Genomic DNA, 20,128 nt, shown 5'->3' with positions numbered 1-20,128 from the left:
ATATAATCAGTTATACTAAAAAGAATTAAGCATTATGTTGGACCTTACAACCCCTTCTCTTTTGTTTTCTGCCATATCTTTAATACTATTGGCTTACACCAACCGGTTCCTGTCGTACGCAAGCGTGGTTCGTAATCTAAAAGAAAAACATCTGCAAACACATGATCCGAAAGACTATGCCCAAATCGCAAATTTAAGAAAACGCTTGTATCTGACACGTTCCATGCAAATTCTAGGCATTCTCAGTTTATTATTATGCGTTATCTCCATGTTCTTCATTTATATATCGTGGCAATTGATAGCAGCATGGATATTCGGTATCGCCCTACTGCTTTTAGCCGCATCATTATGCGTATGTATCTGGGAAATAAATATTTCCGTAAAAGCTTTGGAGATTCATTTGGAGGATATAGGTTCTAAATAGAAGTTAAAACAAATACTTCTTTTAATTTTTCCCTCGAAATGTTTTGGTAGTTTCCATAGATGATCTATCTTTGCACTCGCAATCAGAAAAACAGCACTTCCAGAGTGCTAAAAGTGAGAGCTTTGACTATATGGCCCGTTCGTCTATCGGTTAGGACGCAAGATTTTCATTCTTGAAAGGGGGGTTCGATTCCCCCACGGGCTACAATAAACAAAATTAAAGATTAAATAGAGAGGATATCTAAGAAATGGCAAATCATAAGTCATCTATCAAGAGAATCAGACAAACTAATGCAAAACGTTTGCACAATAGATATTATGCAAAGACTGCAAGAAATGCAATGAGAGTTTTGCGTGCTACAGAAGACAAGAATGAAGCCCAAGCTTTATTCCCAAAAGTTTGTTCAATGCTAGACAAGCTTGCCAAAAAGAACATTATTCACAAGAATAAGGCAGGCAACCTGAAGTCTAAGTTGGCAAAACATGTCAACAACCTTGCTAAGTAAAAGGTAAATTACTTTACATAAAGTATGAAGCCGGACTCTGAAAAGCCCGGCTTTTTTAAACTTCCCGGCCCGTTCGTCTATCGGTTAGGACGCAAGATTTTCATTCTTGAAAGGGGGGTTCGATTCCCCCACGGGCTACCCGGACTAAGCTCTCAAAAGAGCATTCTTTTGAAAGTAAAAGTCCCGTCTTAACACTTCAAAGGTCTGCTCTTTTGAAATGTTAAGACGGGACTTTTAAGTTCAAAAGATATATCCTTTTCTCCCCTTCCTTACAATTTTTAAAGTGGCGGGGATCGCGACATAAATCCGGCCCCCCAAATCCATTCACACATCAGGCCTACACGCCGGTTACAAAACAGAAGCCCGGCGCACCTTCGTACAGCCCTATATATTAAAATAAATATTATATATAATAAATACAAATAGGGTTTTCTAAACCGAGAAAGAGAAATACCGGATTTGAGAAAATTCAACACGGCATACAGCATTTTTCACGTTCATGCAAGCTCCAATCTCAATTATTTTTCGTATATTTGTTAGCTTTTTAGCAACAGATAATTACCGATTAAAACAACATAAATTCATGAGTGAAGAAATGAAGAATACTGCTAACGAATATTCAGCAGACAGTATTCAAGTACTTGAAGGGTTAGAAGCTGTACGGAAAAGACCGTCCATGTACATTGGTGATACCAGTGAAAAAGGCTTGCATCACTTAGTATACGAAGTTGTAGACAACTCTATCGATGAAGCACTAGCCGGTTACTGCTCCAATATCGATGTAATAATCAATGAAGATAATTCTATCACCGTTACCGACGACGGACGTGGTATCCCTGTGGATATGCACGAAAAAGAAGGAAAATCAGCCCTGGAAGTAGTACTGACCGTATTACATGCCGGAGGTAAATTTGACAAAGGTACTTACAAAGTATCAGGCGGTTTACACGGGGTAGGCGTATCTTGTGTGAATGCTCTTTCCACATACCTGAAAGCGGAAGTCCGCAGAAACGGGAAAATTTACATGCAAGAGTTCTCATGCGGAAAACCATTGCACAATGTAGACACTATCGGAGATGCCGAAACAACCGGTACAACAATCTCCTTTAAACCGGACGGAAGTATTTTTACCGTTACCGAATACAAATACGACATTTTAGCCACTCGCTTACGCGAACTTGCTTTCCTGAATGCAGGTATCACACTGCATCTGACGGATAAACGCGTAAAGAAAGAAGATGGAACTTACAAATCCGAAACGTTCCATTCCGATGAAGGATTGAAAGAATTTGTCCGTTACATCGACCGCTCCAAAGAAAAGCTGATTCAGGATGTAATCCACATTGTAACCGAAAAACAGGGAATACCTGTTGAAGTAGCAATGACTTACAACACCTCATACAACGAAAGCGTATTTTCTTACGTAAACGACATCAACACCATTGAGGGCGGTACGCACCTTGCCGGTTTCCGCCGTGGTTTGACACGTACGCTAAAAAAATATGCGGAAGACTCCAAATTGCTGGAAAAGGCGAAAGTAGAAATCCAGGGGGATGACTTCCGCGAAGGGCTTACCGCCGTTATTTCCATCAAGGTGGCTGAACCGCAGTTTGAAGGACAAACAAAAACGAAACTGGGTAACAGTGAAGTTACCGGCGCAGTAGACCAGGCTATCGGCGAAGCACTTGGTTACTATCTGGAAGAACATCCGAAAGAAGCCAAAATAATTGTAGACAAGGTTATCCTGGCTGCACAGGCCCGTCAGGCCGCACGTAAAGCACGTGAGTTGGTTCAGCGTAAGTCTCCAATGACAGGTGGCGGACTGCCGGGTAAGTTGGCAGACTGCTCATCGAAAGACGCAGCCGAATGTGAGTTGTTCCTTGTCGAGGGAGATTCCGCAGGGGGTACGGCAAAACAAGGACGCGACCGTAATTTCCAGGCTATCCTTCCGCTTCGTGGTAAAATATTGAACGTAGAAAAGGCAATGGATCACAAAATATTCGAGAGCGAAGAAATTCAAAATATTTTCCGGGCTATGGGCGTTACCATAGGAACGGAAGATGATCCGAAAGCCTTGAATATGGATAAGATACGCTATCATAAGGTTATTATCATGACCGATGCCGATGTGGATGGAAGCCACATTGCCACCTTGATTCTTACGTTCTTCTTCCGCCGTATGCGTGCGCTGATAGAAAACGGTTACGTTTATTTGGCAACTCCACCTCTTTACCTGTGTAAAAAAGGTAAGGTAGAAGAATATTGCTGGACAGAGCAACAACGCCAGGTCTTTATCGACAAATATGGCAACGGTAACGAAAACCAGATTCACACGCAGCGGTATAAAGGTTTGGGAGAAATGAATGATCACCAGCTATGGGATACAACCATGAACCCCGAAAACCGGACATTGAAGCAAATTACGATAGATAGCGCAGCCGAAGCAGACCAGATATTCTCCATGTTGATGGGTGAAGACGTAGGTCCGCGCCGCGAATTTATCGAAGAGAATGCTACGTATGCAAATATTGATGCGTAAATAACAGGCCGAATTATCAATAAGCCAATATGCCAGTTTGAATTGGCATATTGGCTTATTAGCAACTAAAAAATTTATTTTCTATGGAAGTCCGCCATCCGAATTTAGAGAGTTTATTCAAGGAAGTTGATAATTTTATTCCGGCATCGCAGGATGGCCCCCGACCTCCCCGAATAGGTATATCTGCAAACCGGAAAGACGGACTGTCTTGTATTGCCGAGACATACGCCGAATCTGTCGTAAAGGCCGGAGGCGCTCCGGTTATAGTTCCGGTAATTACGGATATTAACGCATTGTCCTCTATTGTTTACGAACTGGACGGATTACTGATGAGCGGTGGTGGAGACATCAATCCGCTCTATTTGCTTGAAGAGCCTATACCTCAGCTACAAGATGTAGACACACTTCGTGACGAATATGATTTGATTCTGCTCCGCCTTGCAATGAATTATCAATTGCCTGTTATGGGCATTTGCCGCGGGCACCAACTTATGAATATAGCATTCGGGGGTAGTATTTATCAGGATATTCACTCGCAGACAGACCATCCGTTGATAAAGCACAGCCAATCTATGGCCCGCGAATTTGCCTCCCATTCCGTATCCATACTTAGTGGAAAAAACCGTTTAAGCCATATCTTTAACGGCGACGACAAGATACTGGTCAACTCTTTCCATCATCAAGCGATAAAAGATTTGGCGCCGGAATTTATTGCCACTGCTGTTGCTCCCGATGGAATTAACGAGGGGATGGAACATTTACAGAAAGCTGTTTTCAGCGTACAATGGCATCCGGAAGCAATGGCCGCTAATGGAGACAAACAAATGCAAGGTCTATTCGAGCATTTTGTAAACAATGCCCTCAAATTCAATCAGGCTAAAAGGATTCATGAAAGGAACGTCACTATCGATTCGCACACGGATACGCCAATGATTTTCCCTAAAGAATTTAACCTCGGCATAAAAGAAGGAGGAAAAGTAAATCTGCCACTTATGGAAGAAGGCCGGATAGATGCCGCCATTATGGTAGCCTATATCCCGCAAGGGGCGAGAGATGATGCCTCCTTACAGAAAGCTACCGATTTTGCCATGAACCGAATTGCAGAGATACACCGGCAAATGGAATTAAACCGCAAGCGTATGTGCATTGCTTATACGCCACAAGAGGTGCACGTGCTGAAAGCTGCAGGAAAGAAGGCGATCATGCTGGGAGTGGAAAACGGATATGCCATAGGTAAAGATCTCCAAAATATAGCCCGTTTCCAGGAACAGGGTGTCGTATATATCACCTTATGTCATAACGGAGACAATGACATTTGTGATTCCGCCCGTGGCAATAACGAATGGAACGGCTTAAGTCCTTTCGGCAAAGAAGTAATTCACGAAATGAACCGCCTCGGCATTATGGTAGATGTTTCACATGCTTCGGAGAAAACGTTTTATGACGCACTTGAAACAAGCCGATATCCGATCATCGCATCCCACTCTTCCGCCCGAGCTTTATGTAACCACCCCCGAAACCTGACAGACGACCAGATAAAAGCCATTGCGGAAAAACAGGGCGTTGTACAAGTTTGTTTATACAAAGGATTCATCAATGAAGATGCCGAAAAAGCATCTCTGGATGATGCTATCCGGCATATCAATCATATTGTTGATCTGGTAGGAGCAGATTTTGTGGGTATCGGTTCCGATTTTGACGGAGACGGTGAATTGATAGGTTGCCGTGCCGCCAACGAGCTGATTAATATCACCGTGAAACTTCTGGAACAAGGGTATAAAGAAAAAGATATCCGGAAGATATGGGGCGGCAATCTGCTACGTGTTATGAATAAAGTGCAATCGGCCCGAGACTGATTAAAGTGATGTGATGAGATGAGAAGAAAAGAGAATATAAAACAAAAGAGAATTATACACTATAAACCGAAGTTAGACATGACAAAAGTAGTTCTTACTTTAGTAGGTATCTCGATGCTCTCCTGCGGACAGAAAGGAGCGGGAGAATCAACAGCCTCATCTGAAATAAAAAAAGCTGTTGCTTCTTCTGTGACAACCCCTGAATTTAACGCTGACAGCGCGTATACATATGTAGCAAAACAAGTAGAATTCGGGCCACGTGTTCCGAATACGAAAGCGCATAAAGCTTGCGGAGATTATCTGGTATCCGCATTGAAACGCTTCGGAGCAAAAGTATACGAACAGGAAGTATTACTTACCGCTTACGACAACACCAGGCTGGAAGCACGGAACATCATAGGTTCGTATAATCCGGACAGTAAGAAACGCATTTTGCTCTGTGCCCACTGGGATTCGCGTCCTTATTCAGACCATGACCCAGACCCGGCTAACTATCGCAAACCACTAGACGGAGCAGACGACGGAGCCAGCGGTGTAGGCGCTCTGTTGGAGATGGCCCGTCAGTTTGGAATGAAAGCACCGGAAATAGGTATAGATATCATTTTTTTTGATGCGGAAGACTACGGGACACCCGAATTTGCAAAAGAGAAATACAGCGACAGCAGTGACACCTGGTGTCTGGGCAGCCGCTTTTGGGGTAAGAACCCGCACAAGCCGAACTATAAGGCTGAGTTCGGAATCTTGCTTGACATGGTTGGGGCCAAAGATGCCGTATTTTATAAGGAATATATCTCCATGAAGTATGCCGCCCGCTATGTGGACGAAATATGGAGCACTGCCCGCGATCTTGGTTATGGCAAATACTTTATCAATGCAAATGGCGGCGGAGTAACCGACGACCATGAAGCGGTAATTGAAGAAACCGGCATTCCCTGCCTGGATATCATTAACTATGATCCGCAATCCAATCAAGGCTTCCGGGAGCATTGGCATACGCAAAAAGACAACATGAGCAATATAGACAAAAACGTATTGAAAGCTGTGGGTCAGACAGTACTCGAAGTTGTATACAATAGATAAAAAACAGAAGACAATGACAATAAATGAACTTCAAGATCAGGTAATCGAAGAGTTTTCAGCCTTCGACGACTGGATGGATAAGTATGCGTTACTGATAGACCTCGGTAACTCCCTCCCCCCTTTGGACGAAAAGTATAAAACCGAAAGCAACCTGATTGAAGGCTGCCAAAGCCGTGTATGGCTGCAAGCTGATTACGTGAAAGGCAAACTGATCTTTCAAGGCGAAAGCGATGCCGTTATAGTAAAAGGAATTGTTTCTTTGCTCATCAATATCCTTTCCGGTCACACGCCTCAGGAAATTCTAGATGCCGACCTTTATTTCATCGAGAAGATCGGGCTGAAAGAGCACCTTTCACCCACCCGCTCCAATGGTCTTGTTGCAATGGTTAAACAGATGCGCATGTACGCATTGGCTTTCCGTACGAAAGAAATGAACTAAAAAAGAATCAGAAGGGAAACTCCAGCTGTTCGGGCAACAATGTAAATGTCTTACGATGGTAAGGCGTAATCCCCTTTTGGCGAATCGCTATCCGATGGGCACGGGTGGGATAACCTTTGTTTTCCATCCAGTGATAATCGGGGTATTCTTCTGCCAGGCGATTCATGTAATCATCACGATACGTCTTAGCCAGAATGGAAGCAGCCGCAATGCTCATAAATTTCCCGTCTCCTTTTATAACCGTTGTATGCGGTATATCGGGATAAGGATTAAAGCGGTTGCCATCTATCAGCAAATGCTGGGGCTGAATAGCAAGTTGCTCTACAGCCCGGTGCATTGCCAAAAAAGAAGCATTCAATATGTTAATCCGGTCTATTTCTTCCGGCGACACGATACCAACAGCCCACGCCAGCGCCTCCTGCTCAATAACAGGACGGAGGGCATAGCGTTTCTTTTCACTCAGTTGCTTACTATCGTTCAAATCTTCATTCTGAAAATCCGGAGGCAAAATAACCGCAGCAGCAAACACCGCACCGGCTAAACATCCACGACCGGCTTCATCGCAGCCAGCCTCCACACGACCGGGTTCCATATAAGGTAACAACATAAATCCGCTTCTCCGTTCTATTTGTTTTTATTCCGGAAGATAAAGCATATCATCCGGTATAACCGATTCCTTAATATGACGGCTGGAAATACCAACTTCCAGCATTTCGCCCATATAACTCTCAAAATAAAGTATCTTTAATTCGTGGAAACCCGCCTTTAAGGCCACTGTTCCCTTTGCCTGACGAGCACTATGCGAACCATCGTTATCCACCACCACTTGTCCGTCTATCAAGAGTTTTGAACCATCATCCGAGAATGTATAAAAACGATACACTCCATCTTCGGGAATCTTTATCAACGTACGGAAATCATAAGCGAAATAATCTTCTACAGGAGCTTCGGCAATAGAGAAATTCTTCATTGTGCCGTCTTTCAGTTTGGTTGCAGATGCTATCTGATCGGTATGTTTGAATTTTCCTTCGTAGTATGAATAAGCTACACCCTGTTTCTTAGGCTTCACATTCTTAGCAGGCAGATACGTCATGGTTTCTTCATCTTTGGACGTCAGTCCGGACGGATAGTAATAAGTATATTCTTTACCGGAAGGGGTACGAATCCAGGAATCAAATGCCCTCTCGCCTTCGGTCAATTCAATAACTCGTCCGCCTCTGACCAGATCACCATAAGCATCCGCACCGGTTACACGTCCGTATGCAAGAGCAATGCCGAAATCTATACCGATAAAATCATTATCATGGTCGTGACCGGTAAAAGCTCCCATTACATCCCCCATTTCGATAAATGAAGCAAACAAACCGGTATTGATAGCCGGCGAAGCCACTGCTCCATCATTCATAACTCCCAATGTCGTACTGGCACCCCAAACCTGATTATACTCAAGCAAAGGAATGTGGAAGAAGGCCAGAGCCGGAATAGGTTTGCCTCCGTTGTTTTGCGTATATTTCGTACTTTGGTCACGATACCAGGCTATTTCATCAAAATGTACCCAGTCGTAAGCGCCATATTCCTTCAAAGTAGGATAGTCATTGGAATCCAGGCAATATAGCAATGTAGAGATTTGCTGTTTATCCTTTGATCCGTAAACAGGCAAGATACAGTTTCCAGCCCCTTTGATATTATCCGGACCTTTTTCACCGATATAATAAGGAGATTGCAGAAGCATATTATAAATATCCTCCTTAGGCAAAATTTCCGCATCATGGTTTCCCATCATAACGGCAAAGGGCATTTCAGCATCTTCAAAAATACGGATAACAGCCTTCCAGCCTTCCACTCCGGGAGAAGCAGTAACCACATCGCCCGTAAGAAGAGCAATATCCGGCTGTTCAGCCTTCAACACGGCTTGTATTGTTGCTGTAGTTTGTGCACAGTTCGGGGATTTATTGTCCCAATGCATATCTGTAAACTGAACAATTTTAAACTTTCCGTCTTTAAAAGACAGTTTTTCACGTGCCGGTAAGATTACCGGAACGCTAAGCAGTAAAACGACTGCAAGCAAAAAGATCTTTTTCATGGCATTTAAATTTATTTATAGTTAGAAATCAGAACATTTTCCGTACGCGCTCTATACCGGCAATGAATGTGTCAATCTCTTCTTTCGTATTATAAAAAGAAAAGGAAGCACGAACCGTACCCTCAATGCCAAGGGCTTGCATCAACGGTTGGGCACAGTGATGTCCGGTACGTACGGCAATACCGAGACGATCCAATAGCATACCCATATCATAATGGTGAATATTACCTACAAGGAAAGAAAGGACAGCACCTTTGTCGGCAGCTTGTCCGAAAATACGCATACCTTCAATAGTATTCAATTTATCGGTTGCATAGTCTAACAACTCTTTTTCGTAAGCGGCAATATTGTCCATTCCTATACGACTGACATAACGCAAAGCCTCTGCCAATGCCGTACTTCCGATATAATCGGGTGTACCGGCCTCAAACTTGAAAGGCAGTTCATTGAACGTTGTCTTTTCAAAAGAAACGGAAGCAATCATTTCCCCGCCACCTTGATACGGAGGGAGTTTTTCCAACCATTCTTCTTTTCCGTAAAGAACACCGATTCCGGTCGGGCCATACACTTTGTGGCCGGAAAAAACATAGAATTCAGGGTCCAAAGCCTGTACATCCACACTCATATGGGGAACAGACTGAGCCCCGTCTATCAACACCGGAACACCATGCCGGTGAGCTTCTTCTATAATTTCAGCAACCGGATTAACCGTTCCCAACACATTCGATACGTGTGTAACAGAAACCAGCTTTGTACGTTCGGAGAACAATTTACGGTATTCATCCAAATTCAGTTCTCCCTTTTCGTTCATCGGAATTACTTTCAGAGTAATACCTTTACGGGCCGCTTGTATCTGCCAGGGCACGATGTTTGAATGATGCTCCATAACGGATACGATTACCTCGTCTCCGGCAGACATACATTCGTCGGTAAAGCTAGACGCAACTAAATTGATAGCTTCTGTTGTACCGCGTGTAAACACAATTTCATTAGATGAACGGGCATTCAGGAACTGCTGGATGGTTTTACGGGCTTCTTCGTGCGCTTCCGTTGCAGCCTGACTCAAAAAGTGAACACCCCGATGGATATTGGCATTCACATTATAATAGCCATTCTCTATTTTCTCTACAACGCAACGGGGTTTCTGCGTAGTTGCTCCGTTATCAAAATAAATAAGGGGTTTATCGTATATCTTATGTTCCAGTATTGGAAAATCAGCTCTTATTGCTTGTACATCTAACATAGCATTCTTTTTTGTCTTAATAACACTAGCCAAAGATACTAAGTTTATTCAAAAAAGATACTAAAAAAATTGATCCCATGAAAAAAGGCTTCCCTGTAACCATCGGGAAGCCTTTTTCTTATCCGTATATCTCTTTTTAAGCAACCGGTTCAGACTCAAATGCCAGGATAGGAAGGAAAATAAACGGCAAGAAAAGGATTCCTAAAACAAATCCTACAGAATCTTTACCATACTTAGCAGCCAAATCCCTATACAATACATAAGCCAGATAGATATTATAGAGAGGAATTAAAAACAATAAGATTTTAATTGGTTTCCAACCTACAATACGAATCAAAACATACAAATTGTAAATAGGAATAATACTAGCCCAGCCAGCTTCTCCGAATTTCTCAAAAATCTTCCAAAGGCTCACAATTACCAAGAGACTTAGAAGCAACTGAATAATAGACGCAATCATTTTCTAATCAATTTAGTTAATTTATAGTTTATTTTCACGACAAAGATAAACCTTTTTATTATTCAGTTGTTATCATAAATTAGTTTCATTTTAAAAAAAATACATATTATTCATATATTTTCCTTCAATATCCTTATAAGTCATGTTATTTGGAGGAAAATATTTTTTCTTCATGACTTAATTAATTTTTGTCAATAGAAATCACAATATCTTTTCCAGTATCAACTGATGCCGGCATTGTATATCATTCTCCCAGATGGGTTCGTTATATTCACGTACGAAATAATCACGGTCTATAGCCATCAGGTCAAATCCTTCCTGTTGATAAAGCATTAATGGGGCAACAGCAGAAGTGCCCGTACAAATCTTTAGTCGTTTTACTCCATTTGCCGGAGCCCATTTATCCGAAACATAACGCAGGAGCTTCCGGGCAATGCCCCGCCGTTGATAAGTTTCCGATACAGCCAGATTTTTTATTTCCGCCACTTCTTTTCCTTGTTTCTGAACAACAATAACCCCTACTATATTCTGACCGGCCGTTGCAACAAAACAATCGGAAGCCAGCAAATAAGCATCGACCTTTTCTTTATCCGGATCGGCCAACAATAATAAATCATACGGAAAGAACAATGCCCTGGTTATCTCTACTTCCCCGTAGGCCACAATTTCTATCCGATTGCCGTCGGGGTCTAATACCACGCCTTCATAATAGCCATCTCCCGAAACACGAGGTTCTCCTGCAATAGTATATCCATCCGTACGGAACTGTTCAATCTTTTGATTGACTATTTCCCTTGTAGCGGCATGGAATGCCATGTGTGCCAAACCGATATGTTCACGACCATAAATTTCGGTAACATCCTGCCGTTGCATTATTTCAAGCGAAGGCCCGCTCTCGAAGGAGACAAAGTAAGAAGCAAACCCTTTCTTCGGATTCACATACTTCTCATTACTTATACCATCAAAATATTTAACGTAGAAATCACGTAAATGTTCCAGATCATTTGTCCAGAGAGCAATATGGGTAAGCTGCATAATTTCAGAGTATTGATATATACAAACATACGGAAATATCCACTACTTCGCAATATTCCGATGAAAAAGAAATGAAAAGAAGCGTATTAAAAGGAAATGAATATATAGCATCCTTGTAATACGCTCCTTGTAATAATCTATAATCAAAACCTTACAGAAAGGTGATCTTTACTTACAAATACGACAATCCGCACATTTAGCCAACTCACCGCGGAAACGTTTCTCTACCAACTTATGCAGACGATCTTTCAAAGCCTCCAAACGTACGTGTTCAATAACATCCGCAGTAAAGGCAACACTAAGCAACATACGGGCTTCATCACGGGGAATTCCGCGACTTTGCATATAAAACAAAGCATTTTCATCCAATTGCCCCGTCGTCATGCCATGAGAACATTTAACGTCATCCGCATAAATCTCCAATTGGGGTTTACTATACATGCGGGCTTCACGCGTAGCACACAGATTACGGTTCGTTTGATAAGCAGCTGTCTTTTGTGCCCCTTCTTTCACTAAAATACGTCCGCTGAAAGCTCCGACGGCACGGTCGTTCAGTACATTCTTGAATAACTCATTGCTGGTACAGTTGGGAGCTGCATGTGTAATATGGGAGTAGGTATCCACCTGCTGCTGTTTATCCAGAACAGACATCCCGCAAAGTACAGTATCGGCATATTCGCCTTCCAGTTCAATATAATAATTATTACGGGTAAGGCCGTTCGTTAACGTAATACCATTTATAAGGACATTAGAAGAAGCAGCTTGCTTTACATGAACTGACGAAAAACGCGTTGTAGAATCGCTGCTTTCCTCCAAATCATAATAACCAAAACAAGAACCTTCTTCCGCAAAGATTTCGACAACTTGCGTAGCCAGGAACTTTACGTCATCAATACTATGGTCGCACACCAATAATTTTGCTTCCGAATGAGGTTCCATAATAACTAAAACACGGCGGTTTGCCATTGTATCCACATCACTACGGAATATATTTACCAATTGGATAGGGCGCTCTACGACCACATTCTTGGGCACATAGATAACAAAGCCATCTTGCGCCAACATCGTATTCAGAGCAACAATGCCGTCTCTGCCGAATGCAGCTTTACCGTAATAACGCGCCGCAACGTCGGGGTATTGTTCCGTAAAGGCATTCAAGCCTCCTACATATACGCCTTCCGGTAAATGCGCCTTTGGCAAGTCTTTACTATAGAAAGAATCATTTACCACAAAATAGAGGGATGTACTCAGATTAGGCACATCACAACGAAATACGTCATAAGGATTTACCGGAATATCCAGGCGGTTAATATTCAGCCCATAATCCGGAGCAAAAGCCCCGGCAACATCTGTATATTTATAATCTTCACTCTTCACGGAAGGAAAACCCAATCGCTCGAAATCGGCCAGCGCTTGTGTTCGGGGAGCATTCATCACCTCCGAAGCATGACGCCGTATCAGGTCTTCGCATTGCGCGAAAAGATCGATATATTGTTGTTCTGCCCTCATATTATTCATCTCCCATCTCTTTCTTAATCCAGTCGTATCCTTTTTCTTCCAGTTCAAGAGCTAATTCAGGTCCGGCAGTTTTAACGATACGCCCTTTATAAAGCACATGAACAACATCCGGTTTGATATAATCCAGCAGACGCTGATAATGAGTAATTACGATAGCCGCATTTTCAGGCGTTTTCAATTTATTCACTCCACTGGCAACGATACGGAGAGCGTCTATATCCAAACCAGAGTCTGTTTCATCCAGAATTGCCAGTTTCGGTTCCAGCATCGCCATCTGGAATATCTCATTACGTTTTTTTTCTCCGCCGGAAAAGCCTTCGTTCACACTACGGCTAGCCAGCTTATTATCCAATTCCACAATCGCGCGCTTTTCACGCATCAGCTTTAAAAAGTCGGTTGCCGATACAGGAGGAAGACCTTTATATTTACGATGTTCGTTCAGTGCGGCACGCATGAAATTCACCATGCTTACACCCGGAATCTCTACCGGATACTGGAAACTTAAGAAGATACCTTCGCGGCTACGATCTTCGGGAGAAAGATCAAGCAAGTTCTTTCCGTCAAATGTTACTTCGCCTTCGGTAACTTCAAAAGCGGGATTACCAACCAATACACTGCTTAATGTGCTCTTACCAGATCCATTCGGACCCATAATAGCATGTACTTCACCGGCCTTTACCGACAGATTAATGCCTTTTAATATTTCTTTGCCATTTACATTGGCATGTAAATTCTTTATCTCTAACATAGGTTTCATAATTCAAAATTAAAACAAAATCATCCCACACTTCCTTCAAGTGAAATTGTAAGCAATTTCTGTGCTTCCACAGCAAACTCCATCGGGAGTTTGTTCATTACTTCACGGGCATATCCGTTAACAATCAGCCCTACAGCTTCTTCTACAGAAATACCGCGTTGCTGACAATAAAATAATTGTTCCTCACTAATCTTGCTGGTAGTTGCTTCATGCTCCACTACTGCTGTTTCATTCTGAATATCGGCATAAGGAAATGTATGCGCACCACACGTAGAACTAAGCAGCAAACTGTCACACTGACTATGGTTACGAGCTCCTTCCGCACGGGGGGAAACTTTCACAAGACCACGGTAACTATTCTGGCTATGTCCGGCGGAAATACCTTTCGAGACAATGGTACTTTTCGTATTCTTACCCAAATGGATCATCTTTGTACCTGTATCTGCCTGCTGATAGTTATTTGTAACGGCAACAGAATAAAATTCGCCTACCGAATTATCGCCGGCCAAAATACAACTCGGGTACTTCCAGGTAATGGCAGAACCGGTTTCCACCTGCGTCCATGAAATCTTGCTGCCTTCACCCTTGCACAAGCCTCTCTTTGTTACAAAATTATAAATACCGCCTTTACCATCCTTATCTCCCGGATACCAGTTCTGTACGGTAGAATACTTCACCTCCGCATGCTCTTTGGCTATGATTTCCACAATAGCGGCATGCAACTGATTTTCATCACGCATCGGAGCCGTACAACCTTCCAGATAGCTTACGTAGGCCTCATCATCCGCAACAATAAGCGTACGTTCAAACTGTCCTGTATTAGCCGCATTGATTCGGAAATAAGTACTTAACTCCATCGGGCAACGTACTCCTTTCGGAATATATACAAACGAACCGTCGGAAAATACCGCAGAGTTCAAAGCGGCAAAGAAGTTATCACGATAACTTACCACACTTCCTAAATATTCCTGCACCAAATCCGGATGATGTTGCACAGCTTCACTGAATGAACAAAAGATAATCCCTTTTTCGGCCAATGTCTCTTTAAATGTCGTTTTCACCGAAACACTATCCATTACCGCATCTACAGCCATACCGCTCAAATGCTTCTGTTCTTCCAGAGGTATTCCTAATTTATCGAAAGTCTTCAATAACTCAGGGTCTACTTCATCCAGACTTTTAGGTCCTTCCTTTTTCTTAGGAGCGGCATAATAAATAATATCCTGATAATCGATTGTAGGAATAGTAAGGTGAGGCCATTTCGGCATCTCCAAAGTCAACCAATGGCGGTAAGCCTTCAAACGAAAATCCAACATCCATTCCGGTTCATTCTTTTTCGCAGATATAATGCGGACTGTTTCTTCATCCAGTCCACGATGGATTACATCTGTATCTATATCCGTAACAAAGCCGTACTTATAATCGCCGGCTGTTACCTCATTTATTATATTATTTGAATCCTGCATATACACACATTATATATTATATCGAACCAACTATTCTCCCAATGTAAACAAATTACTGGGGAAGATTGTTGGTACTACTTGCTTCACTGAATAATAAAAACGGGATTCTATTTTCGCCTCCCGTGGTATCAACACGGAACCACGATCTATAAATTCCAATATATTAAGTAATAAACTTGTAAATATCATGACTACTACCAACCCAAACAATCCGCCGGCTATATGATTCAATATACTCAACGGGGTAGCTCCAACAATACGGTGCACCACTTCACCCGCCAGTAAGAAAACGCCTACGATCAAAAGGAATCCTGCTATATAACTTAGAACCGTTACTCCTTCTGCCGGAAACCATCCTGTAGCAATAATATATCCTTTGAGCCAGGCTGCCGCTTTTCCACAAAAAAAGATAGCAACAACAAGGGCTATAAGCGAAACAACCTGTTTGATGACTCCATCAAACAGGCCCTTTACAAATCCTATCCCTGCCAGACATAGCAATGTAATGTCTAACCAGTTCATAGTTATAACGTTTTCTTTATTTCCGTTTCTTCGTATGCTTCGATGATATCACCAACCTGAATATCATTAAAGTTGTTGATATTCAAACCGCAGTCTTGTCCGGAAACAACTTCTTTCACATCGTCTTTGAAACGTTTCAAAGAACCAAGTTCACCGCTGTGGATTACGATACCATCACGAATCACACGTACTTTATTTGTACGCTTGATCTTACCTTCCTTCACGATACATCCGGCAATTGTTCCCACTTTGGAAATCTTGAATACCTGCTGAACTTCCACGTTAGCTGTTATTTCTTCTTTGATTTCCGGTGAAAGCATACCTTCCATCGCATCCTTCACCTCTTCTATCGCATCATAAATGATAGAATACAAACGAATTTCAACACCTTCTTTTTCAGCATTCCTACGTGCGGGAAGTGACGGGCGAACCTGGAATCCAATAATAATCGCGTTGGATGCAGCCGCCAGAACGACATCCGATTCTGAGATTTGTCCTACCGCTTTATGGATCACATTCACTTGGATTTCTTCGGTAGACAAACGAATCAATGAATCAGACAAAGCCTCAACAGAACCATCCACATCACCTTTCACGATCACATTCAGTTCCTGGAAGTTACCAACGGCAATACGGCGACCTATATCATCCAGCGTCAGCATCTTCTGCGTACGCAAACCTAACTCGCGCTGCAATTGTTCGCGGCGGGTAGCAATTTCACGGGCTTCCTGTTCTGTTTCCAATACATTAAATGTATCACCAGCCTGAGGAGCGCCATTCAGACCCAGAATCATTACCGGTTCAGAAGGTCCCGCTTTTTCCACTCGCTGGTTACGCTCGTTGAACATAGCCTTGATACGTCCGTAATGCGTACCGGCCAAAACAATATCACTCATCTTAAGAGTACCGTTTTCCACCAATATGGTAGAAACATATCCGCGTCCTTTATCCAAAGAAGATTCAATAATAGAACCGGTTGCACGCTTATTCGGATTAGCCTTCAAATCCAACAGGTCTGCTTCAAGCAATACCTTCTCAAGCAATTCCTTTACGCCAATGCCTTTCTTGGCTGAAATTTCCTGACTTTGGTATTTACCTCCCCAGTCTTCAACCAGATAATTCATATTAGCCAGTTCTTCCTTGATCTTTTCCGGATTTGCATGCGGCTTATCAATTTTATTGATTGCAAATACAATAGGAACACCTGCCGCAGAAGCGTGATTGATAGCTTCAATTGTCTGCGGCATCACACTATCGTCAGCTGCAACAATAATAATAGCAATATCCGTCACCTTCGCACCACGTGCACGCATAGCAGTAAATGCTTCGTGACCGGGAGTATCCAGGAATGTAATACGACGACCGCTGGGCAGTTTCACATTGTATGCGCCGATATGCTGCGTAATACCTCCGGCCTCACCGGCAATAACGTTCGCATTACGAATATTATCCAACAAAGATGTTTTACCGTGGTCAACGTGTCCCATCACCGTTACAATAGGCGGACGGGCAACCCAGTCATCTTCATTGTCTTCTTCATCATCCGCATTAATGGCTTCTACCACCTCAGCACTCACATATTCGGTCTTGAAACCAAATTCTTCAACAACAATATTGATTGTCTCAGCATCCAAACGTTGATTAATTGAAACCATGATTCCGATACTCATACAAGTTGCGATAACCTGAGTTACCGGAACATCCATCATATTAGCCAAGTCATTTGCCGTAACGAATTCAGTCAGTTTCAGGGTCTTGCTTTCTTGTTCCTCCCGTTCCTGCTGTTCGTGTTCACGCTTTTGTATGGCTTCACGTTTATCACGACGGTATTTAGCGCCTTTGTTATTCTTATTGCCTTTGTTTGTTAAACGGGCCAGCGTTTCTTTAATCTGTTTCTGTACATCTTCCTCGCTAACCTCCGCTTTCACCGGTTTCTTCAAACGCGGCTTACGGTCGTCACGTTGCGGACGAGTGAAATTAGTACCCGGTGTATTATTTACATCCACACGGTCTTTCTTGATACGCTTGCGTTTTTTCTTAGCATCCCCTTCTTCTCCTTGTTTTACAGGAGCGCCCGGTTTAGCAGTTCCATCCTTCGGTTTAAACGGACCATTCGGATTATTTGGTTTATTTCCTGTAAATTTCTGCTTTTCGTCGCGTTCTTTCTTCTTTTCCTCCTTCGTTTTCTTCTTCGGACGGGTAGATTGGTTCAGTGCGTTCAAGTCAATCTTGCCTGTAACCTTAATCTTCGATTCAAACTTCGGAGTATTCAGTCGGAAAACAGCCTCACTGGAATCATCACCAGAGGCAATAGTGTCGTCTATACTTTCGACTTCATGATCTGAATTTACGTTTTCAGCACCAACTTCAACCTCGGGCTGCTTCTCTTCGGCTTTTTCTTTTTCCACAACTATATTCTTTACTACTTTTTTCTCCTCTACTTTTATATCCTGTTTAACAGGAGCAGGTTCAGGTTTTTCCACCACAACAGGAGCAGGTTCTACAACCGGAGCTACTGGTTCGGGTTGTTCTTGCTTAACAACCGGCTCTTCCTTAACTACAGTTTCTTCCTCTTCTTCCTGGTTCTTTTTATGTGGTCCATCCAATTCTATCCTTCCTTTTGTAACGAATTTAGGAATCAAATCTTTCGGGACTTCAGTTTTAATCTCCGAAGCTTTTTCTTCTTTCACAGAAGGGGTTTCTTTATTAACATGTTCTGCCACAGTGGTCTGTTCATGTCCCTTCTCCGGCAGGTCTTTTCCAAACTCTTTTACGAGCAAAGCATATTGTTCATCACTGATCCTCGTATTGGGATTATCCTCAACCGAGAATCCTTTTCGGCGCAGGAACTCAACAACTGTGTTGATTCCCACATTCAATTTTCTCTGTACTTGAATTAATTTTATAGGCATATCTAACTTTGTCGTAATACTTATTCATTGACTTCTTCATCTTCAAATTCGGCAGATAAGATAGCAAGTACCTCGTCGACTGTTTGTTCTTCAAGGTCGGCACGTTCAATAATTTCATCGCGATTCATCGCAAGAACACCTTTCGCCGTATAGCAACCAATATTCTTAAGCGCATCGATTACCCAGCCATCTATTTCATCTGCAAATTCATCCAGATAAATATCCTCCTCATCAGTTCCTTCTATATCGCGGAATACATCAATCGTATACTCTGTAAGCATACTGGCAAGTTTAATATTCAAACCGCCTTTACCGATTGCCAATGAAACTTCTTCGGGACGAAGATAGACCTCTGCCTTTTTTTCTTCTTCGTTCACGCGTATAGATGAAATCTTAGCCGGACTTAAAGCACGTTGTATAAACAACGAAACATTTGATGTATAATTTATTACATCTATATTTTCGTTTCTCAGCTCACGTACTATTCCGTGTATACGGGAACCTTTCATTCCTACGCAAGCGCCAACCGGGTCAATACGGTCGTCATACGATTCTACGGCCACTTTCGCTCTTTCTCCCGGTATACGGGCGATTGCCTTTATGGTAATCAAGCCGTCGTTAATTTCGGGAACTTCCAGTTCAAACAAACGTTGCAGGAATATTTTATCCGTACGGGAAAGGATAATCTTCGGATTATTATTAAAATTATCTACCCGTTGCACGATAGCACGTACGGTTTCTCCCTTACGATAAAAATCGGTAGGAATTTGTTCTGATTTCGGAAGCAGCAACTCATTTCCTTCGTCATCAAGCAATAAGATTTCTTTCTTCCATACCTGATATACATCAGCCGCAATAATTGTTCCGATTCTATCTTTATATTTTGCGAACAGGCTGTCTTTTTGCAGTTCAAGTATTTTAGAAGCAAGTGTCTGGCGCAGGTTCAAGATAGCGCGACGGCCAAAGTCCGCGAAATGTACCTCATCGGTTACTTCTTCACCCACTTCACAATCAGCGTCAATCTTACGGGCCTCGGTCAAAGTAAGTTGCAGATTCGGATCTTCCAATTCGTCATCGGCTACCACCGTACGGTTTCTCCAGATTTCAAAATCCCCTTTTTCCGGGTTGATAATTACATCATAATTCTCATCTGTACCAAACATTTTCGCAATAACGTTCCGGAATGAATCTTCCAGCACGCTAATCATTGTTTCCTTATCTATATTCTTTAACTCCTTGAACTCCGCAAGGGTGTCAATCATACTGATTGTTTCCTCTTTTCTGGCCAT

The 20,128-nt window shown here is 42.5% G+C and carries 17 protein-coding genes and 2 tRNA genes; 8 read left to right on the top strand and 11 right to left on the bottom strand.

Translation table 11 applies throughout. The features are described from left to right. Positions 1-34 precede the first annotated feature (34 nt). The 8 genes from C1721_RS07575 (at position 35) to C1721_RS07540 (ending at position 6,843) form a co-directional block, all read left to right on the top strand. Positions 35-424 (top strand): DUF2721 domain-containing protein, encoded by a 390-nt coding sequence (locus C1721_RS07575; RefSeq protein WP_102407823.1) that lies wholly within the window; start codon positions 35-37, stop codon positions 422-424. Positions 425-556: 132 nt separating this feature from the next. Next, positions 557-628: transfer RNA gene (locus tag C1721_RS07570), tRNA-Glu, on the top strand. 43 nt (positions 629-671) lie between these two features. Next, a complete protein-coding gene (gene rpsT / locus C1721_RS07565; protein ID WP_102407822.1) occupies positions 672-929 on the top strand; it encodes a 30S ribosomal protein S20 in 258 nt (85 codons plus the stop codon). A gap of 66 nt (positions 930-995) precedes the next feature. Beyond that, positions 996-1,067 (top strand) — tRNA-Glu (locus tag C1721_RS07560). Between the two features lie 445 nt (positions 1,068-1,512). After that, positions 1,513-3,468, top strand: coding sequence for a DNA topoisomerase (ATP-hydrolyzing) subunit B (gene gyrB / locus C1721_RS07555; RefSeq protein ID WP_102409320.1), 1,956 nt, complete (start codon positions 1,513-1,515; stop codon positions 3,466-3,468). 83 nt (positions 3,469-3,551) lie between these two features. Next, entirely contained in the window at positions 3,552-5,324 is a 1,773-nt protein-coding gene (locus C1721_RS07550; protein ID WP_102407821.1) for a gamma-glutamyl-gamma-aminobutyrate hydrolase family protein, read from the top strand. Between the two features lie 78 nt (positions 5,325-5,402). After that, positions 5,403-6,404: a M20 family metallopeptidase gene (locus C1721_RS07545; RefSeq protein WP_102407820.1), complete on the top strand. Its 1,002-nt coding sequence runs from the start codon at positions 5,403-5,405 to the stop codon at positions 6,402-6,404. Between the two features lie 13 nt (positions 6,405-6,417). After that, positions 6,418-6,843, top strand: a complete 426-nt coding sequence (locus tag C1721_RS07540; protein ID WP_102409318.1) for a SufE family protein — start codon at positions 6,418-6,420, stop codon at positions 6,841-6,843. A gap of 7 nt (positions 6,844-6,850) precedes the next feature. On the opposite strand, the gene C1721_RS07535 is transcribed toward C1721_RS07540, so the two are convergent. The 11 genes from C1721_RS07535 to nusA form a co-directional block, all read right to left on the bottom strand. After that, complete coding sequence (locus C1721_RS07535) at positions 6,851-7,450, bottom strand: ribonuclease HII (RefSeq protein WP_102407819.1); 600 nt, start codon at positions 7,448-7,450, stop codon at positions 6,851-6,853. 27 nt (positions 7,451-7,477) lie between these two features. After that, a complete protein-coding gene (locus C1721_RS07530) occupies positions 7,478-8,926 on the bottom strand; it encodes a PA14 domain-containing metallophosphoesterase (protein WP_102407818.1) in 1,449 nt (482 codons plus the stop codon). 28 nt (positions 8,927-8,954) lie between these two features. Next, positions 8,955-10,169 (bottom strand): aminotransferase class V-fold PLP-dependent enzyme, encoded by a 1,215-nt coding sequence (locus C1721_RS07525; RefSeq protein WP_102407817.1) that lies wholly within the window; start codon positions 10,167-10,169, stop codon positions 8,955-8,957. 136 nt (positions 10,170-10,305) lie between these two features. Beyond that, the gene (locus C1721_RS07520; protein ID WP_102407816.1) at positions 10,306-10,629 is read right to left on the bottom strand and encodes a DUF5684 domain-containing protein; all 324 of its coding nucleotides are present in this window, start codon (positions 10,627-10,629) and stop codon (positions 10,306-10,308) included. A gap of 201 nt (positions 10,630-10,830) precedes the next feature. Then, complete coding sequence (locus C1721_RS07515) at positions 10,831-11,664, bottom strand: GNAT family N-acetyltransferase (protein WP_102407815.1); 834 nt, start codon at positions 11,662-11,664, stop codon at positions 10,831-10,833. A 168-nt stretch (positions 11,665-11,832) separates the two neighbouring features. Continuing rightward, on the bottom strand, positions 11,833-13,182 hold the full coding sequence (gene sufD, locus C1721_RS07510) for a Fe-S cluster assembly protein SufD (protein WP_102407814.1): 1,350 nt from the start codon (positions 13,180-13,182) through the stop codon (positions 11,833-11,835). After that, positions 13,175-13,930, bottom strand: coding sequence for a Fe-S cluster assembly ATPase SufC (gene sufC / locus C1721_RS07505; protein WP_102409316.1), 756 nt, complete (start codon positions 13,928-13,930; stop codon positions 13,175-13,177). The genes sufD and sufC overlap by 8 nt, the downstream gene beginning before the upstream one ends. 29 nt (positions 13,931-13,959) lie before the next feature. Beyond that, the gene (gene sufB / locus C1721_RS07500) at positions 13,960-15,405 is read right to left on the bottom strand and encodes a Fe-S cluster assembly protein SufB (RefSeq protein WP_102407813.1); all 1,446 of its coding nucleotides are present in this window, start codon (positions 15,403-15,405) and stop codon (positions 13,960-13,962) included. 30 nt (positions 15,406-15,435) lie between these two features. Then, the gene (locus C1721_RS07495; RefSeq protein ID WP_102407812.1) at positions 15,436-15,927 is read right to left on the bottom strand and encodes a CvpA family protein; all 492 of its coding nucleotides are present in this window, start codon (positions 15,925-15,927) and stop codon (positions 15,436-15,438) included. Positions 15,928-15,929: 2 nt separating this feature from the next. Next, on the bottom strand, positions 15,930-18,839 hold the full coding sequence (gene infB / locus C1721_RS07490) for a translation initiation factor IF-2 (RefSeq protein WP_102407811.1): 2,910 nt from the start codon (positions 18,837-18,839) through the stop codon (positions 15,930-15,932). 20 nt (positions 18,840-18,859) lie between these two features. After that, a complete protein-coding gene (gene nusA, locus C1721_RS07485) occupies positions 18,860-20,128 on the bottom strand; it encodes a transcription termination factor NusA (protein WP_102407810.1) in 1,269 nt (422 codons plus the stop codon).

It is taken from the genome of Parabacteroides bouchesdurhonensis (genome assembly GCF_900186615.1).
GTDB classification, from domain to species: domain Bacteria; phylum Bacteroidota; class Bacteroidia; order Bacteroidales; family Tannerellaceae; genus Parabacteroides; species Parabacteroides bouchesdurhonensis.
This window is presented reverse-complemented; position numbering and strand designations above follow the sequence as displayed.

Excerpts from the sequence above, each read along its gene's own strand:
- C1721_RS07575 (WP_102407823.1), top strand. The coding sequence starts at position 35 with ATGTTGGACCTTACAACCCCTTCTCTTTTGTTTTCTGCCATATCTTTA.
- rpsT (WP_102407822.1), top strand. The coding sequence starts at position 672 with ATGGCAAATCATAAGTCATCTATCAAGAGAATCAGACAAACTAATGCA.
- gyrB (WP_102409320.1), top strand. The coding sequence starts at position 1,513 with ATGAGTGAAGAAATGAAGAATACTGCTAACGAATATTCAGCAGACAGT.
- C1721_RS07550 (WP_102407821.1), top strand. The coding sequence starts at position 3,552 with ATGGAAGTCCGCCATCCGAATTTAGAGAGTTTATTCAAGGAAGTTGAT.
- C1721_RS07545 (WP_102407820.1), top strand. The coding sequence starts at position 5,403 with ATGACAAAAGTAGTTCTTACTTTAGTAGGTATCTCGATGCTCTCCTGC.
- C1721_RS07540 (WP_102409318.1), top strand. The coding sequence starts at position 6,418 with ATGACAATAAATGAACTTCAAGATCAGGTAATCGAAGAGTTTTCAGCC.
- C1721_RS07535 (WP_102407819.1), bottom strand. The coding sequence starts at position 7,450 with ATGTTGTTACCTTATATGGAACCCGGTCGTGTGGAGGCTGGCTGCGAT.
- C1721_RS07530 (WP_102407818.1), bottom strand. The coding sequence starts at position 8,926 with ATGAAAAAGATCTTTTTGCTTGCAGTCGTTTTACTGCTTAGCGTTCCG.
- C1721_RS07525 (WP_102407817.1), bottom strand. The coding sequence starts at position 10,169 with ATGTTAGATGTACAAGCAATAAGAGCTGATTTTCCAATACTGGAACAT.
- C1721_RS07520 (WP_102407816.1), bottom strand. The coding sequence starts at position 10,629 with ATGATTGCGTCTATTATTCAGTTGCTTCTAAGTCTCTTGGTAATTGTG.
- C1721_RS07515 (WP_102407815.1), bottom strand. The coding sequence starts at position 11,664 with ATGCAGCTTACCCATATTGCTCTCTGGACAAATGATCTGGAACATTTA.
- sufD (WP_102407814.1), bottom strand. The coding sequence starts at position 13,182 with ATGAATAATATGAGGGCAGAACAACAATATATCGATCTTTTCGCGCAA.
- sufC (WP_102409316.1), bottom strand. The coding sequence starts at position 13,930 with ATGTTAGAGATAAAGAATTTACATGCCAATGTAAATGGCAAAGAAATA.
- sufB (WP_102407813.1), bottom strand. The coding sequence starts at position 15,405 with ATGCAGGATTCAAATAATATAATAAATGAGGTAACAGCCGGCGATTAT.
- C1721_RS07495 (WP_102407812.1), bottom strand. The coding sequence starts at position 15,927 with ATGAACTGGTTAGACATTACATTGCTATGTCTGGCAGGGATAGGATTT.
- infB (WP_102407811.1), bottom strand. The coding sequence starts at position 18,839 with ATGCCTATAAAATTAATTCAAGTACAGAGAAAATTGAATGTGGGAATC.
- nusA (WP_102407810.1), bottom strand. The coding sequence starts at position 20,128 with ATGGCCAGAAAAGAGGAAACAATCAGTATGATTGACACCCTTGCGGAG.